Raw genomic sequence first — 16780 nt, 5'->3', positions numbered from 1 at the left:
CGTCGGTACACAGGCCGCCGCGAGATACGAGCACGTCGCCGTGCCAACGCCCCGCGAACAGCATCATGCCGACCGCCCATGGCAGCCCTCCCCGTAGCTTGATCATGCAACGGGAAGCTTCCTGGACGTTCGCTGAGAAAACAATGGCCATCAGTGGCCTAGTTTTTACATGTTAGGTCGAAGCGGGCAAGGTACGCACGGCTGCGGCAACACCCTCGACGATCTCATCTGGTGAGCCGGCCTCCACTATGGTCACGCCGGCGTTTGGCGCACCCCCCACGACCACATACCGAATAGACGGAAAGCGGTCCTTTCCGGCGATCAACGCGTCCACCGGAGCGGCCCCGACCGCGATGACCATCTCGCACCCCTGAGCAGCCAACGTGTTGAAGTAGGCAGCCACATTGGACTTATCTTGGACGCCGTCCGCGGCTAGGTACTGCACCTGCACCAGCGACTCAACCGAAGCGCGTTGCATCCCAGTCCAGGCGGCTCTCGCGTCTCGGCTGGCCAGCCCCCTGTTGTTGGTCAACAAGCAGGCGGTGACATCGCGGTATTGTCGCTCCCGAGGCGCAGTGGTCGGGTTGGGCCAGACGATCCACGCCACCACTATCGCGACGGCCAGAGCAACGAGCCCGACCAACACCCATCGCCGCCGTAAATACCTGTACACCTGCCGACCTCCTCGCGACGGCGGTGGGTCCCCCGCACCGGCTGAGGATACGGGCGAGCAGAAGCCTCGTCGATCATGCCTTGATCGTGAAGCCACACCGTGCGCGCCTCCGCGATCCAGCGGGGAAGACAACGGCCGTCGCGGACCAGCCCGTTAGTCGCGGAGCGCACTCGGACATCAAAGCGGGGCCGGCCGGCGTCCTCGTAGTCCAGCGTTCCGAGAAGGCATGCCTCCTCGGCGCCGTGCGGTAGAAGATCGGCTCGACCCGGCTTGGATCGTCGTGAGCTCGACCCACCGACGATCCTCTGTACATCAGTGTCGCATCATCGGGGCTAGCGACAGCTAGCAACATCTGCAGCACTTGACGCGCAATAAAGAGCAGAAGTGCCGCTCCATCCAGGACCCGGATGAAGCGGCAGGTCAGCGCGTTGTACAGCAGGCACGTCAACGGCCAACCACCCAGGCCGTTACCGCCAACAAAGATCATCCGTTACCGAATGTTACCGCCGCGACCTGGAGGGATCTTCATCTCCCCAGGTCAACCGGTCGGGACGGCCGGATTCGAACCGACGACCCCTTGACCCCCAGTCAAGTGCGCTACCAAGCTGCGCCACGTCCCGCCCCCGCAAGGTTTCCCCCGCGACAGCCGGTACAGCTTAGCGCAGCGCCTGCCGGTCGGCCGCACAGGCCCCACCCGGGTCGTGCGGGTCGCGAACCCGCACACCGCCTAGAGCGTCCTAGGAGGGTGGGGTAGGGAAATGCCGGATGGCCTCGGAGGACCATCCGGCATTTTGGGCGTGCAGGGTCAGCCGTGCGCCTTGCCTCGGCCGCCGGGGCCGAGCTTCTTGCGGGGGCGTACCGAGATCTCGATGGGGCTGCCCTCGTACCCGAACTCCTCGCGGAGCTTGCGCTCGACGAAACGCTGGTATCCGGCGTCCAGCGGGCCGGTGGTGAAGAGCACGAACCGCGGCGGCGCCACCCCGGCCTGGGTGGCGAACAGGATGCGTGGCGCGCGTCCGCCGCGCACCGGGTGCGGGGTGGCCTGCACCAGCGCGGTCAGCCACTGGTTGAGGTGCGCGGTCGGCACCCGGGTCTCCCAGCTGGCGAGGGCCTTGTTCAGGGCCGGCGCCAGCTTGTCCACCGCGCGGCCGGTCATCGCCGACAGGTTCAGCCGGATCGCCCAGGGGATGCGGCGCAGCTCCCGGTCGATCTCCTTGTCCAGGTAGTACCGGCGGTCGGCGTCGACCAGGTCCCACTTGTTGAACGCGATGACGAGCGCCCGGCCCGCCTCGGTCACCATCGTCAGGATCCGCTGGTCCTGCTCGCTGATCGGCTCGCTGGCGTCCAGCAGCACCACGGCCACCTCGGCGGCCTCGATCGCGCCGGCGGTACGCAGGCTGGCGTAGTACTCGGTGCCGCTGGCCTTGCCGACCCGCTTGCGCAGACCGGCCGTGTCGACCAGCTGCCAGGTCTGACCGCCGATGTCGACCAGGCTGTCCACCGGGTCCACAGTGGTGCCGGCGACCGAGTCGACGACCGCCCGCTCCTCGCCGGAGAACCGGTTGAGCAGGCTGGACTTGCCCACGTTCGGCCGACCGACAAGCGCCACCCGGCGCGGCCCGCGCGGCCGGTTCTCCACGATCTCCGGGGCCTCCGGCAGCGCGGCGAGGATGGCGTCCAACAGGTCACCGGAGCCGCGTCCGTGCAGCGCGGACACCGGGAACGGCTCGCCGAGGCCGAGCGACCACAACGAGGTGGCCTCCATCTCGATGGCGGTGTTGTCGGCCTTGTTCGCCACCAGGATCACCGGCTTGGCGCTGCGCCGCAGCATCTTCACCGCGGCCTCGTCCACGTCCGTGGAGCCCACCATGGCGTCGACCACGAAGAGGACCACGTCGGCGGTGACCACTGCCGTCTCGGCCTGCGCCGCGATGGCCGCGGCCCGGTCCTTCGCGTCCGGTTCCCAACCGCCGGTGTCCACCACGGTGAACGACCGGCCGTTCCACTGCGCGTCGTACGGCACCCGGTCGCGGGTCACGCCGGGGACGTCCTCGACGACTGCCTGTCGACGGCCGATGATCCGGTTGACCAGGGTGGACTTGCCCACGTTCGGACGACCCACCACGGCCACCACCGGCTGCGGGCCGGTCGGCTCCTCGACGGCGACGTCGGGCTCGCGCAACTCAACCCATCCACCTGGATCGCTCATGCCACGCCCCGCTCGGTGAGCAGGTCACGCAGCCGGAGCACGACCTCGTCGATGCCCAGCTCGGTCGTGTCCAGTACGACGGCGTCCGTCGCCTGGGCCAACGGGTTGACCTTGCGGGTCGAGTCGAGCCGGTCCCGGCGGGCCAGGTCGGCGGCGGTGGCCGCCACGTCAGCGGCGTCCTCGGCGCTGCGCCGGGCGGCACGAGCCGCCTCGGAGGCGGTGAGGAAGACCTTCAGGTCGGCGTCCGGTGCCACGACCGAGCCGATGTCGCGGCCCTCGACCACCATCCGACCGGCGTTGACGATCATCTCGCGCTGGCGGGCGACCAGCAGCTCACGGACCGCCGGCACCGCGGCGACGGCGGAGACCGCCCCGGTCACCTCGGCGCCGCGGATGTCCGTGTCGACGCTCACACCGTCGACGGTCACGCCGTACCCCTGGGGGTCGGTGCCGATGCGCAGGTCCACCTCGCCGGCCACCTTCGCCACCGACGCGGCGTCGGTGAGGTCCACGCCGGAGCGCAGCACGGCCCACGTGATCGCCCGGTACATCGCCCCGGTGTCCAGGTAGCGCGCGCCGATGGCGGCGGCGAGCCGCCGCGACACGGTGGACTTACCCGAACCGGACGGCCCGTCCACAGCGACCACACATCGCCCGGCCCGTACGTTTTCCTCCACCGTGTCCTCCTCAGCCCGTACCTCACGGATCGCCCGGTGCTCTGGCGCCGCAAGCGGTTTTGTCAATCGTCATCAATCATGCCCGGGGTCCGTGGCGGACCCACGCGCGCCGCCGCCCGAGGCGACCCACGCCACCTCCGGCGGCCGCGTGCCGGCCGTCGCGAGCCTACCGGCAGCCGTACCCCGAACTCGGGGGTCAGTCACCCACCGCGTTGAACAGGGCGGCGACCTCGGCGTTGGTCAGCCGCCGGAGACGCCCGGTGCGCAGGTCGCCCAACCGGATCGGACCGATGGAGGTACGCACCAGCCTGGTGACCGGGTGCCCGACCTCGTCCATCAACCGCCGGACGATGTGCTTGCGCCCCTCGTGCAGGCTCAGCTCCACCTGGGCGGATTTACCCAGGGTGCCCACCACCTTGAACGAGTCGACCTTGACCGGCCCGTCCTCCAGCTCGACGCCGGCGAGGAGCCGCTTGCTGAGGTTGCGCGGGATCGGCCCGACCACCTCGGCCAGGTAGGTCTTCAGCACCTCGTACGAGGGGTGCATGAGTTTGTGCGCGAGGTTGCCGTCGTTGGTGAGCAGCAGCAGGCCCTCGCTGTCCGCGTCGAGCCGCCCGACGTGGTAGACCCGCTGATCCAGCCGTCTGCCGATGAAGTCGGCCAGCTCGGTGCGTCCCTTCTCGTCCGCCATGGTGGTGACCACCCCACGTGGCTTGTTCATCGCCACGTAGACGAGGCGGATGTCGACCTGGAGGCGCTCGCCGTCCACGTGGATCACGGCCTGCGCCGGGTCGACCTTGTCGCCGAGCTTCGCGACGCGCCCGTCCACCGTCACCCGCCGCCGGAAGATCAGGTCCTCGCAGGCACGCCGGGAGCCCACGCCGGCGGCGGCGAGCACCTTCTGCAGGCGCTCCGCCCCCTCGTAGACGGGGGCGTCGGATTTCGGGGAACGGTTATCGGGTCGCATCAGCAAGCTCTTCTACGTCGTCGGGCAGGAAGGGTGCGAGGGGTGGCAGCTCGTCGACGGTGTTCAGCCCGAGCTTCTCCAGGAACAGCGTGGTGGTCCGGTAGAGGAACGCCCCGCTGTCCGGTTCGGCGCCGCACTCCTCGATGAGGCCGCGGGTGACCAGCGTACGGATGACGCCGTCGCAGTTGACACCCCGGATGGCCGAGATCCGCGACCGGGTCACCGGCTGCTTGTACGCGACCACGGCCAGAGTCTCCAACGCCGCCTGGGTCAGCCGCACGGACTGCCCGTCCAGGACGAACCGCTCGACGTACGTAGCGTATTCCGGCCGGGTGTACAACCGCCAACCGCCCGCCGCCCTGCGCAGCTCGAACCCGTGCCCGGCGGCCGTGTAACCGGCGGCGATCTCATCGAGCATCGGCCCGATCCGCTCGGCCGGCTGCTCCAACACCTGAGCCAGGACCAGCTCGCTGACCGGTTCGTCCACCACCAGCAGGATCGCCTCCAGCGCGCCGCGCAGCTCGGCGTCGGGCAGGTCGGGCGCGGGCTCCGGCGCGGCCGTCACCCGCCGCCGCCCCACAACCTCCCGCCGAGGTACGCCCCCAGCCCGCTCCCCCACCTGAGCCGCAGGAGTCTCGGCCACCCCGACCGTCTCACGAGGCTCGGAGGGCTCGCCCAACTCGGCGGACTCGGCAGACCCGGCGGATCCGGCCGACTCGGCGGACTCGGCGGATCCGGCGGACTCGGCGGAGATCTTGGAGGATTCCGGCCCCTGGAGGGGCGGTTTGCTTCCCAGATCTTCGGCGGACATCGGCGGGACGGTGACCGCCCCAGGTGATTTTGCGGATTGGTCGGTGTCGCGTTCCCCGTCGACCCCGACGGCGCTGGGAGCCCCGGCGACCGTGCGGGTGTCGGGCTGCGCGGGCGCTTCGGGTGCACCGGCGGACGCGGGAGCGGCGGCAGCCTCGGCAGGTTCAGCAGCGCCGGGAGTCTCAGCAGCGTCGGAGGGCTCGGCCTCCTCGGAAGACCCAGCAGCCTCGGGAGACTCGGGCGCCTCGGCGGGGGTTGGGGCCGGTGGGCGGGGACGATTCCACGGCGGGACCCAGGCGGCGGCCTGGTCGGCCAGGGAGTCCCGGCGTTCCTCGTCACTCATCCCGCTCACCCTCCGTCGTTCCCGTTCCGCCCGCGCCCGCGGACTCCGAGCCGGCCTCCCCCGCCGATCCAGGCCCGGCCTCCACCGCCGGCTCCGGCCCCGAGGGCGGGTCGGGGTCGGCGGGGGTGCCGGCGTACTCGTCGACGTGCAGTTCTGTCTCGCCGTCGACCGGGCCGGTCCAGCGCACGGTCAGCTCCTCCAGGGCCTGCTCCTGCACGAAGGCCACCAGGCCCTCCCGGTACAGCTCCAGCAGCGCCAGGAACCGTGCCACCACCTCCAGGGTGGCCTCGCAGTCCGCGCACAGCAGCGAGAACGTCGCCGTGCCGGCCCGGCGCAGCCGGGAGGCGAGGATCGCCGCGTGTTCGCGGACGCTGACCCGGACCATGTGCACGTGGGCGATGGACACCTCCGGCACGGGCTTCGGGGTCATCGCCCGCACGGCCAGCTTCAGCAGTCGCTGCGGGCCGATGCCGAGCACCAGGTCGGGCAGCGCCTCGGCGTAGCGGGGCTCCAGGCTGACCGCCCGGGGATACCGGCGACCGCCGACCGCCTCCAGCTCGGCGATGTGGGCGGCGGCCTCCTTGTACGCCTTGTACTGCAGGAGTCGGGCGAAGAGCAGGTCGCGCGCCTCCAGCAGGGCCAGGTCCGCCTCGTCCTCCACCTCGGCGGCGGGCAGCAGCCGGGCCGCCTTCAGGTCGAGCAGGGTCGCGGCGATGAGCAGGAACTCGCTGGCCTCGTCGAGGTCCCAGCTGTCGCCCATGGCGCGGATGTAGGCGATGAACTCGTCGGTGACCGTGTGCAGGGCCACCTCGGTGACGTCGAGCTTGTGCTTGCCGATCAGTTGCAGCAGCAGGTCGAACGGGCCGGTGAAGTTGGCCAGCCGCACCGTGAAGCCGGTGGCAGCCGAATCGGCCGGCGGGGCGGCAGCCGGGTCGGCCGGCGGGGAGGCGGGCGGCACGCCGTCGACCACGGCCGCAGCAGCGGCTTCGGGCGGGTCGAGGGGTGGCGCGGTCACCGCACGACCGTAGTCCACGACACGGACACGGGGCGTTCCGGCTACCGCTCCGACTGGGCGGCGATCACCTCACGGGCCAACTGACGGTAGTTGCGCGCCCCGGAGGACGCCGGGTCCATCGTCGTGATCGGGGCACCGGCCACGGTGGACTCGGGGAACTTCACCGTCTTGGTGATGACCGTCTGGTAGACCTTGTCGCCGAACGCCTCGACCACCCGCTGGAGCACCTGCCGGCAGTGGGTGGTGCGGCTGTCGTACATGGTGGCGAGGATGCCTTCGAGTTCCAGGTCGAAGTTGAGCCGCTCGCGCACCTTGTCGATGGTGTCCAGCAGCAGCGCGACGCCGCGCAGGCTGAAGAACTCGCATTCGAGGGGGATGAGCACGCCGTGCGCGACGGTCAGCGCGTTGATCGCCAGCAGGCCGAGGGACGGCTGGCAGTCGATCAGGATGTAGTCGTACTCCTTGCGGACGGTCCGCAGCACCCGGGCGAGGGCCATCTCCCGGGCGACCTCGTTGACGAGCTGGATCTCGGCGGCGGAGAGGTCGATGTTGGCCGGCAGCAGGTGCAGACCCGCGACGTCGGTCTTGATGAGGACGTCCTCGGCGGTCACGTCGTCCTGCATGAGCAGGTTGTAGACGGACAGGTCGAGGTTGTGCGGGTTGACCCCCAGGCCCACCGAGAGCGCGCCCTGCGGGTCGAAGTCGACGAGCAGCACCTTGCGGCCGTACTCGGCCAGCGCCGCGCCCAGGTTGATGGTGGTCGTGGTCTTGCCGACGCCACCCTTCTGATTGGCCATCGCGATGATGCGCGCGGGGCCGTGCCGGTCGGTGGGCATCGGCTCGGGGATCGGCTTGCGCATCGTGTAGGCAGCCGGGTCCGCGGGACCCAGGTCCGCGCCGAGCGTGGCCTGCTGCTCGCGGAGCTCCGACGTCCAGGTCTCGGCACGGTCACCGTTGCCAGCCATGTGCTCGTTGCCCCCTCCCGACGACCCACCCGGCGTCGGAGCCGTCCGACGTCCTTCGCGGCGCCGCTGCGCACCCCGGTCGTGTCGCCCCAGGAGGTCCGCGCCGATGCCGACTGTACGCCACCGACCAGCAGGGCGTTCGGCACCGGCCCGGCGTGTCGAAGCCGACGACGGCCGGGGTTCAGCCGAGGGCGCGCGGGTGGGCCGTGGCGTACACCTCGCGCAGCCGCTCGACGGTGACGAGGGTGTAGACCTGGGTGGTGGTCACCGAGGCGTGGCCGAGCAACTCCTGGACCACCCGGACGTCGGCGCCGCCGTCGAGCAGGTGGGTGGCGTACGAGTGGCGCAGGGTGTGCGGGGAGACCGCCGCGGCGCCCTCGACCGGCAGGCCGGCCCGCCCGGCGGCGCGGCGCAGGATGGCCCAGGCGCCCTGCCGGGACAGCGCCCCGCCGCGCGCGTTCAGGAAGACGGCGGGGGTTCCCTTGCCGCCGGCGGCCAGAGCGGGGCGGGCCCGGACCAGGTAGGCGCGCACCGCCTCGACGGCGTACCCGCCGATCGGCACCAGCCGCACCCGGCCGCCCTTGCCGCGCAGCAGCACGGTGCCCTCGTCGGCGTCGAGGTCGTCGATCGCGGCGCCGATCGCCTCGGAGATCCGCGCGCCGGTGCCGTAGAGAAACTCCAGCAGCGCCCGGTCGCGCAGCGCGAGCGGCGCGTCCTCGCCGGTCGCGGTGATCGCACCGGCGGTCTCCAGGAGCCGGACCACGTCGTCGACTCCCAGCGCGCGGGGCAGCCGGCGCGGCGGGGTGGGCGGGCGGACGTCGCGGCTGGGGTCGGCGCCGGCCAGCCCCTCGCGCAGCGCGAAGCGGTGCAGGCCGCGGACCGCGCTGGCCGCGCGGGCGGCGGACGACACGGCGAGGGGCGGATGGTCGTCGTCTCCGGCGCGCAGCCGGGCCAGGTGCGACTCGACGACGCCGGCGCCGACCGACGCGAGGTCGGCGACGCCGGCGTCGGCCAGGGTCGTGAGATAGCGCTCCAGATCCCGGCGGTACGAGGCGAGGGTGTTCGCGGACAGGCCGCGCTCGACGGTGAGGTGGTCGAGGTAGCCGCGGACGGCACGGCGCAGGGCCGGCGCGGGCTCCGCGCCCACGCCGGCCTGCTGCGCGACCCCGGTCAGACCGCCACCGCTTCAGGCCAGGACGTCGGCCAGCGGGAGCACGGTCATGCCGTGCGCCTCGGCGACCGGACCGTAGGTGACCTGGCCGTCGTGGGTGTTCAGGCCCAGGGCGAGGGCCGGGTCGCGACGCAGCGCCTCGCGCCAGCCGTGGTTGGCCAACTCCAGGGCGTACGGCAGGGTGACGTTGGTCAGCGCGTAGGTGCTGGTGTTCGGCACCGCGCCGGGCATGTTCGCCACGCAGTAGAAGATCGACTCGTGCACCTTGTAGACCGGGTCGGCATGCGTGGTGGGGCGCGAGTCCTCGAAGCAGCCGCCCTGGTCGATGGCGATGTCGACGAGCACGCTGCCGGGCTTCATCCGGGAGACCAGCTCGTTGGAGATCAGCGTCGGGGCCTTCGCGCCGGGCACCAGCACCGCGCCGATGACCAGGTCGGCGTCGAGCACGGCCCGCTCGATCTCGTACGCGTTGGAGGCGACGGTCTGCAGGTGACCCCGGTAGATGGCGTCGGCCTGGCGCAGCCGGGCGACGTTCTTGTCCAGCAGCAGCACCTCGGACTGCAGGCCCAGGGCGATGGCGGCGGCGTTCATGCCGGAGACGCCGGCGCCGATGACGACGGTCTTCGCCGCGTACACGCCGGAGACGCCGCCGGGCAGCACGCCGCGCCCACCGCCGGTGCGCATCATGTAGAACGCGCCGACCTGCGGGGCGAGCCGGCCGGCCACCTCGGACATCGGGGCGAGCAACGGCAACGACCGGTCGGGCAGCTCGACGGTCTCGTACGCGATGCCGGTGACCTTGCGGTCGACCAGCGCGTCCGTGCACGACTTGGAGGCGGCCAGGTGCAGGTAGGTGAAGAGCACCTGCCCCTCGCGCATCCGGTGGTGCTCCTCGGCGATCGGCTCCTTGACCTTGAGCACCAGCTCGGCGGTGTCCCACACCTCGTCGGCGGTGGCCAGGATCTTGGCGCCCGCCGCGGCGAACTCCTCATCGGTGATGCTGGAGCCGACTCCGGCGCCGGACTCGACGAAGACCTGGTGGCCGCTGCGGGTGAACTCGTTGACGCCCGCCGGCGTGATCGCCACGCGGTACTCGTGGTTCTTGACCTCGCGTGGGATTCCGACCTTCACGATGCAGACACCTCTCTTCGGGGCTGCTTCCCCCCGACTGCTCGGTGCCGCGACGGCCCCATTGCCGCCACGGTCCACCGGTCCCGCCGGCGGCAGTCTAGGCGCGTCCGGCCCCGCCGGGAGCCAGCACAGTGGCATCCGGTGCCCGGGTGACCTGACGGAGTGTCAGGGCGCCGAACGGGCCGGCATTGGGACGTCACCTCAGCCGTCAGGACAGTGTTCGCCCATTATCGTCCCATCTGCCGTGTGGCGGTGCGGACAGCCGGCGAGTGGATCACTAGTGTGTCCGCCCATGACCACTCCTCCATACCAGCCCGGGTACGCCCCGGGTTACTCCGACAAGAGCAAGGTCGTCGCGGGCATCCTCGGCATCCTGCTCGGCACCTTCGGGGCCGGTCGGTTCTACACCGGACACACCAAGATCGCTGTTCTCCAGCTCGTCGTGAGCCTGGTGACGTGCGGCGTCGGCGCGCTCTGGGGCGTCATCGACGGCATCCTGATCCTGGTCAACGGCGGCACGGACGCGCAGGGTCGCCCGCTGCGGGACTGACCGGCCACGCCGAAACGGGAAGGGGCCCCGCGGCTGACCGCGGGGCCCCTTCTCGCGTACCCACCGATCGGGAAGGACCGGCGGCGGCGCTCAGCGCGGCAGCGGCGCCTCCGCCCGACGCAGCGCCGCGAAGCCGGTGTCCCGGGCGCGGGCCGCCGCGAGCAGGCCGGCCACCGCGGACGCGTTGGTGATCTCGCCGGCCAGGACCATGTCGACCGCCTCGTCCAGGGCCATCCGGACGATCTGCAGGTCGGCCTCCTCGTCGCGGCGCTCGTGACGCTCCCCCGCCGGCACGTCGGCCAGGTCCCGGGCCAGGTAGACCCGGACGATCTCGTTGGTGAACCCCGGCGAGCTGTGCAGGTCGACCAGCACGTCGATCCGCCCGGCGGTGAGGTCGGCCTCCTCGGCCAGCTCCCGCAGCGCGGCGGCCGGCAGCTCCTCGCCGGAGACGTCCATCAGCCCGGCGGGCAGCTCCCACAGGTGCCGGCCGATTGGGTGCCGGTACTGCCGGATCAGCACCACCTGACCGGCGTCGTCGAGGGCCACCACGGCCACCGCCCCGACGTGCCGGACGAGGTCACGCAGCGCGGTCCCGCCGCCCGGCATGGTCACCTCCTCGGTGACCACGTCGAAGATCCGACCCCGATAGCGCTCCTCGCGGGAGCGCACCTCGTAGCGGTGCTCACTGTCGCTCACGCCGTCGCCCCGCTGCTGAGCCTGCTGGTTCGCTCGCTCCGCTCGCTCACGAGGCCGACGCGGCCTTCGTCGCGGCGCCGTTGCGGGCGGCCTTGCGCGCCGACGGGGCCTCCGACGCGGCCTCCAGGTCGACCGGCAACTGGTCGGCCTGCGAGTACGTCACGGCGGCCCGGACGAACGACGCGAACAGCGGGTGCGGGCGGGTGGGACGGCTCTTCAGCTCCGGATGCGCCTGCGTGGCCACGAAGAACGGGTGCAGATCCCGGTCCAGTTCGATGAACTCGACCAGCCGGCCGTCCGGGGAGGTGCCGGAGATGTGCAGGCCCGCCTTGGTCAGCGCGTCCCGGTAGGCGTTGTTGACCTCGTAGCGGTGCCGGTGCCGCTCGCTGATGTCGGTGCTGCCGTACGCCTCGGCGACGATCGAGCCCTCGGTCAGCGTCGCCGGGTACGCCCCGAGCCGCATGGTGCCGCCCAGGTCGCCCTTGCCGGCGACGATGTCCTCCTGGTCGGCCATCGTGGCGATGACCGGGTGCGCGGCCTGCTCGTCGAACTCCAGCGAGTTGGCGCCGTCCAGGCCGGCCAGGTGCCGGGCCACGTCGATCGTCATGCACTGCAGGCCGAGGCAGAGGCCGAGCAGGGGGATGCCGTTCTCCCGGGCGTACCGGGCCGTGCCGATCTTGCCCTCGATGCCACGGACCCCGAACCCGCCCGGGATGAGGATGCCGTCCACGCCGGCCAGGGCGGCCGCCGCGCCGGCCGGGGTGACGCACTCGTCGCTGGGCACCCAGCGCAGCTGCACCCGCGCCCGGTGACCGAAACCGGCCGCCCGGATCGCCTCGCTCACCGACAGGTACGCGTCCGGCAGGTCGACGTACTTGCCGACCACGGCGACGGTGACCGTGTGCCGGGGCCGGTGCACCCGCTCCAGCAGGTCGTCCCAGCTCGCCCAGTCCACGTCCCGGAACGACAGCCCGAGCCGGCGCACCACGTACGCGTCGAGCCCCTCGCGGTGCAGCACCTTCGGGATGTCGTAGATGCTCGGGGCGTCCGGCGCGGCGACGACCGCCTCGGCGTCGACGTCGCAGTACAGCGACAGCTTCTCCTTGAGCTTCACCGGGATCTCCCGGTCACAGCGCAGCACGATGGCGTCCGGCTGGATGCCGATGTTGCGCAGCTGCGCCACGGAGTGCTGGGTCGGCTTGGTCTTCAGCTCGCCCGACGGCGCCAGGTACGGCACCAGCGACACGTGCAGGTAGAAGCAGTTGTCCCGGCCCAGGTCGTGGCGCACCTGGCGGATCGCCTCCAGGAACGGCAGCGACTCGATGTCGCCGACGGTGCCACCGACCTCGGTGATGACCACGTCGGGCAGGACACCGTCGTCGTCCGGGTCGGCCATCGCCAGGATTCGCGACTTGATCTCGTTGGTGATGTGCGGGATGACCTGGACGGTGTCGCCCAGGTACTCCCCCCGGCGCTCCTTGGCGATCACGTCGGAGTAGATCTGGCCGGTGGTGACGTTCGCCTTGCCGGACAGGGCCCGGTCCAGGAAACGCTCGTAGTGCCCGACGTCGAGGTCGGTCTCGGCGCCGTCCTCGGTGACGAAGACCTCGCCGTGCTGGAACGGGTTCATCGTCCCGGGGTCGACGTTGAGGTAGGGGTCGAGCTTCTGCATCACCACGCGCAGCCCGCGCGCGGTCAACAGGTTGCCGAGGCTGGAGGCGGTGAGGCCCTTACCCAGCGAGGAGGCGACGCCCCCGGTGACGAAAATGTGCCTGGTCGTCCGTGCTGATGGGGCCAAGGCCTGCTCCCGTGTCGTCTGTCGCGGTCATGCAGACCGCCGTGCTCGATCAGCAAAGTGATCACGCGATCCACGGGATTCCACGGTAACACCTCTGCGGCGGGTACTCGCAGGCCGCACCCCGGGTGGGACAGCGCCGGGTCACCAGGACGACGTCCGGCGGTCAGGAAGCGGCAACCTCGGTCGATGGCCGGGTGACCGGCGCGGCCGGGGTGTCCGCCGATCGTCGCTGCGCCGGCGCGGAGGGCGCCCCGGTCGCCGCGTCCGCCGCCGGACGCTCCGGCGGCGACTGGGCGGGCCCGTCGACCACCGGAGTGCCCACGGGCGCGTCCGGGCCCGGGGGCAGCACGACCACTCGTGGGGGCGCTGCGGGCGGGCCGCCGATCGGCCGGGGGTGACCCGCGCCCAGCGGTCCACCGCCACCGGTCGGACCGTCGCCTCCCCCGGCTGGCCCGTCGCCACCGGAGCCCGAGTCGTCGTCGGCCCCATTCTCCCGGGCACGGCCCGTGTTCGGGCGGGTCCGGTCGGCGGCATGCCCGAGCACGCGCAGCGACGCCAGCGCGGCCATCGGCACCACCAGGGCGGCAGCGGCGCCCGCCACGTCCAGCGCCGCGCCGTCGAGCACGCCACCCAGCACCGCCGCGACCGCCGTGCCGCCCAGCGCGGCCCGGATCGCCGGGTAGATGCCGAACAGCCGCAGCAGCCCGCCCCACGGCTGCAGCAGGGCGAACCACACCAGCAGCCCACCGGCCAGCGCCAGCACGGTCAACGGGCTGTTCACCAACGTCTCGAAGTTCGCCGTGCTGGACCGGTGCACGGTGAACCCGCCGGTGCCGTCGGCCACCGCGGACAGGAACCGGCCGAGGCTCCCCCGCTCGGCCGCAGGCCGTCGCAGGTCGACCACGGCGAAGCCGATGCCGACCGCCAGGGCGGCCATGGTGGCCCACGCCAGTCGGGTGATGGTCAGCCAGCCGCCGGCGCTGATCGCCGCGGCCACGCTCAGCCCGGCGGTCAGCGCGATCGCGCCGACCGGGTCGGCGCCCAGGTACGGGCTGCCGACCACCACCACGGCGAGACCGCCCACGGCGACCATCACGGCCGGCCGCCAGCGGCGGTGCACCCGCTGGCCGAACCACCCGCCGGTCACCAGCGCGCCGGCGAGGAACACTCCCAGCCCGACGGTGCTCAGCCCGGCGTACCGGCCACCCTGCAACGCCGAGTAGCCGACCACGCTGTTGAGCTGCAGGCTCGACCCGGTGAGCACGTCCAGCCCGACGGTCAGGGTCGTGAGGCCGGCCACCGCGCCGAACGGGCCGAGCGTGTTCGCGTACCCGGGGGCGAACCGGACCGCCGCGGTGCCCCCCGCGACCAGCAGCGCGGTGACCGCGCCGAAGATCCATCCGGGGTGTTCGCCCCGCCACCAGGGCACGGCGTCGGCGAGCAGCGCGGCCGGAACGGCCAACGCGGCCGCCACCAGCAGCAACTCCACCACCGCCACGACGCGGGCGGAGACCGGGGTCGGGCCGGCCGGGCCGGCGTGTGGTCGGGCCCGGCGCAGCAACGGCAGCACCGCCAGGGCCAGCAGCACCTGAAGCCCGGCGAGCAGGGCGAAGAACCGGCCGGAGACGGCCCGCTGGGCCGTCGCCTCCCGGTCGGCGTCCGCCGGCGCGTTGATCGCCTCCGTCAGGTCGGACGGGCGGCCGCCGGTGCTGACCGCCGGCCGGCCAAGGAACAACCGCTCCGGCATCGGCCGTCCCAGCGCGGTCAGCGCCGTCGGCGCGAGATCGACAAGTTGCAGGTAACCGTCGCGGCCGGTGCTGGCCGAGGTGAGCCAACCCCGCTCCCAGCCCGGCCCGTCCGCGACCACCACGTGCAGCCGCGACGGCTGCTCGGTGTCGGAGATTCCGGCCACCAACACCAGCGACCGCTCCGGCCGGGCGGCCAGGACCCGGGCCAACTGGGCGTCGGCGGCCCGCGCCTGCTCGGCACGCGCCACCGGGTCGGTCCCCTCGACCGTGCCGAGGTCGACGATGCTCAGCACGCACGAGCCGAGCAGCCGGCGCGGATCGGCCGGCAGCCCCGCGGCGTACCTGTCGACCCGGCCGAACGGGCGGGCGGCGGCCACGGCGGCGCCCGGACCCACGGCGACCGAGCAGCGCACCGACTCCGACAGCGACCCGGGCATGGTGCCCCAGGGCAGCCGCTGCTGGTTGTACTGGACCACGCTCTCCTGGTCGGGCAGGTTCGCGCCGATCCCGTCCGGTTGCTCCACGGCCACGCCGGCGGGCGGGCAGCCGCCGTCGGGCCGGGTGCCGTTCCACGCGGCGAAGCTCCCCGCGCCGAGGGTCAGCCACCCGTCGACCGGGCAGGTGGGCCGGTGCGCGGACCGCACCGACAGGGAGCCGATCGAGCCGTCCCGGGCCATCCGCCACAGCGTCGGGGTGCTCTGCTGGTCGACGTCCTCCCAGCGCAGCCCGGCGATCCCGGCGAGCACCACGAAGTCGGCGGTGCGCTGCGGGGTGCCCTGGGGTGGCCGGGCGGACAGCGCGGTGACGCCCAACACCACCACGAGCACGGTCAACAGGGCGGGAGCGAGTCGACGCAGCATCACCGGTGTCCCGTCATCGGCGCGTCGGAGCCGGGGGCCGCCGGAGGAGTCGAACGGGCGGTCAGTTCGGCGTAGAGGGCCGCCAGTACGGCCACCGTGTCCGTCTCGGTGGGCCACGTCGCCGCCCGCTCGGCGCCGCGCCGGCCCAGCTCGGCCCGGGCCTCCGGGTCGTCCAGCAGCGCGCGCACCGCCGCGTCGACCGCGTCCACGTCACCGGCGGGGACCAGCGCGGCGGCATCGCCGACCAGCTCCGGCAGGCCACCCACCGCGGTCGCCACCAGCGGCACGCCGGCCCGCATCGCCTCCTGGGCGAACAACTGCCGGGCCTCCCAGTCGCTGGTGACCACCGCGAGGTCGGCGCCGGCGAGCAGGTCGGCCACGTCGGTGCGGTGCCCCAGCAGGGTCACCGGGGCTCGGGCTGCCGAGGTCCGCGCGGCCAGCGGCAGGTACGCCGGGCCACTCCCGGCGATCACCACGACCGGCGGCGGGGTACGCGTACGCCAGCGGGCGGCCGCGTCGATCAGCACGTCGTAGCGCTTCTGCGGGTGCAGCCGCCCCACCGAGACGAGCAACGGCTGCTCCGGTCGTACGCCGAACTCGGCGCGCACGGCGGCGCGGCGTCGACGCGGCGCGGGCAGCGTCGGGGCGGCGACCGGGGCGAGTCGGGCGTCGGCGGCGCCCAGCGCGGCGGCCCGCTCGACCAGATCGGTGGAGGCGCCGAGAGCCACCCGGACGCCCCGGGCGACCACCCGCTCGACGAGCCGCGAGGCCCCGCCGCGCAGGCCGCCCACGAGGACCGCGTTGTGCCAGGTCACGATCAGCGGGGCGGACGGACGGGCCAGCACGGCGACGAGACCGGCGCGCAGGCCGTGCGCGTGCACCACGTCGACGCGGGCTGCGGCGAGCGCCCGCCGCAGGGCGAGCACCGCCCGCGCGTCGGCGGGGGTCGGGCTGGCCGGGATCTCCACCGGCTCAAAACGCGCGCCGACGCCGGTGAAGTCGAACTGCTCCTGCGTGGCCGCCGGCCCACAGACCAGCACGGTGGCACCGGCCGCGACGAGCCCGCGCGCCACCGAGCGGACGTGCTGGCCGACCCCGCCGGTGCTGGAAGCCAGCAGCAGCGCCACGGAGCCCGACCAGCCGTTTGTCTCCGTCATGCCGGCCACC

At 72.7% G+C, this 16780-nt stretch carries 14 protein-coding genes and 1 tRNA gene; 1 reads left to right on the top strand and 14 read right to left on the bottom strand.

Going from position 1 to position 16780, the window contains the following annotated elements:
* Positions 1–172: 172 nt before the first annotated feature.
* From ACFYPH_RS29890 to ald, 10 genes are all read right to left on the bottom strand, one after another.
* The gene (locus ACFYPH_RS29890) at positions 173–646 is read right to left on the bottom strand and encodes a hypothetical protein (RefSeq protein ID WP_387186423.1); all 474 of its coding nucleotides are present in this window, start codon (positions 644–646) and stop codon (positions 173–175) included.
* 573 nt (positions 647–1219) lie between these two features.
* Positions 1220–1293, bottom strand: a tRNA-Pro gene (locus tag ACFYPH_RS29885).
* 185 nt (positions 1294–1478) lie between these two features.
* Positions 1479–2882: a ribosome biogenesis GTPase Der gene (der, locus tag ACFYPH_RS29880; protein WP_354859389.1), complete on the bottom strand. Its 1404-nt coding sequence runs from the start codon at positions 2880–2882 to the stop codon at positions 1479–1481.
* On the bottom strand, positions 2879–3559 hold the full coding sequence (cmk, locus tag ACFYPH_RS29875) for a (d)CMP kinase (RefSeq protein ID WP_387186421.1): 681 nt from the start codon (positions 3557–3559) through the stop codon (positions 2879–2881). The genes der and cmk overlap by 4 nt, the downstream gene beginning before the upstream one ends.
* A gap of 196 nt (positions 3560–3755) precedes the next feature.
* Positions 3756–4526 carry a pseudouridine synthase gene (locus tag ACFYPH_RS29870; RefSeq protein ID WP_387186420.1) on the bottom strand — a complete coding sequence of 257 codons (771 nt, stop codon included), beginning with the start codon at positions 4524–4526 and terminating at the stop codon, positions 3756–3758.
* Entirely contained in the window at positions 4513–5337 is an 825-nt protein-coding gene (scpB, locus tag ACFYPH_RS29865) for an SMC-Scp complex subunit ScpB (protein WP_387186418.1), read from the bottom strand. The genes ACFYPH_RS29870 and scpB overlap by 14 nt, the downstream gene beginning before the upstream one ends.
* Positions 5338–5671: 334 nt before the next feature.
* Entirely contained in the window at positions 5672–6694 is a 1023-nt protein-coding gene (locus ACFYPH_RS29860; RefSeq protein WP_387186416.1) for a segregation and condensation protein A, read from the bottom strand.
* Positions 6695–6735: 41 nt separating this feature from the next.
* Complete coding sequence (locus ACFYPH_RS29855) at positions 6736–7659, bottom strand: ParA family protein (RefSeq protein ID WP_030334877.1); 924 nt, start codon at positions 7657–7659, stop codon at positions 6736–6738.
* 181 nt (positions 7660–7840) lie between these two features.
* A complete protein-coding gene (locus tag ACFYPH_RS29850; protein WP_387186440.1) occupies positions 7841–8833 on the bottom strand; it encodes a site-specific tyrosine recombinase XerD in 993 nt (330 codons plus the stop codon).
* Between the two features lie 12 nt (positions 8834–8845).
* Complete coding sequence (gene ald, locus ACFYPH_RS29845; protein ID WP_387186414.1) at positions 8846–9961, bottom strand: alanine dehydrogenase; 1116 nt, start codon at positions 9959–9961, stop codon at positions 8846–8848.
* 226 nt (positions 9962–10187) lie between these two features.
* Here ald and ACFYPH_RS29840 point away from each other — a divergent pair, with 226 nt between their 5' ends.
* Positions 10188–10511, top strand: a complete 324-nt coding sequence (locus ACFYPH_RS29840; protein WP_387186438.1) for a TM2 domain-containing protein — start codon at positions 10188–10190, stop codon at positions 10509–10511.
* A 90-nt stretch (positions 10512–10601) separates the two neighbouring features.
* Here ACFYPH_RS29840 and ACFYPH_RS29835 read toward each other — a convergent pair whose 3' ends face one another.
* The 4 genes from ACFYPH_RS29835 to ACFYPH_RS29820 form a co-directional block, all read right to left on the bottom strand.
* On the bottom strand, positions 10602–11207 hold the full coding sequence (locus tag ACFYPH_RS29835) for an NUDIX hydrolase (RefSeq protein ID WP_354859376.1): 606 nt from the start codon (positions 11205–11207) through the stop codon (positions 10602–10604).
* Between the two features lie 46 nt (positions 11208–11253).
* Positions 11254–13005 (bottom strand): CTP synthase, encoded by a 1752-nt coding sequence (locus tag ACFYPH_RS29830; RefSeq protein WP_363941821.1) that lies wholly within the window; start codon positions 13003–13005, stop codon positions 11254–11256.
* Positions 13006–13168: 163 nt separating this feature from the next.
* Entirely contained in the window at positions 13169–15613 is a 2445-nt protein-coding gene (locus tag ACFYPH_RS29825; protein WP_387186412.1) for a hypothetical protein, read from the bottom strand.
* Positions 15613–16770, bottom strand: coding sequence for a glycosyltransferase family 4 protein (locus ACFYPH_RS29820; RefSeq protein ID WP_355139529.1), 1158 nt, complete (start codon positions 16768–16770; stop codon positions 15613–15615). The genes ACFYPH_RS29825 and ACFYPH_RS29820 overlap by 1 nt, the downstream gene beginning before the upstream one ends.
* Between the last annotated feature and the right edge of the window lie 10 nt (positions 16771–16780).

This window comes from Micromonospora sp. NPDC005252, from assembly GCF_042872475.1.
GTDB lineage: Bacteria > Actinomycetota > Actinomycetes > Mycobacteriales > Micromonosporaceae > Micromonospora.
The sequence above is the reverse complement of the archived record's forward strand: the minus strand, read 5'-3'. Positions and strand labels throughout refer to the sequence as shown.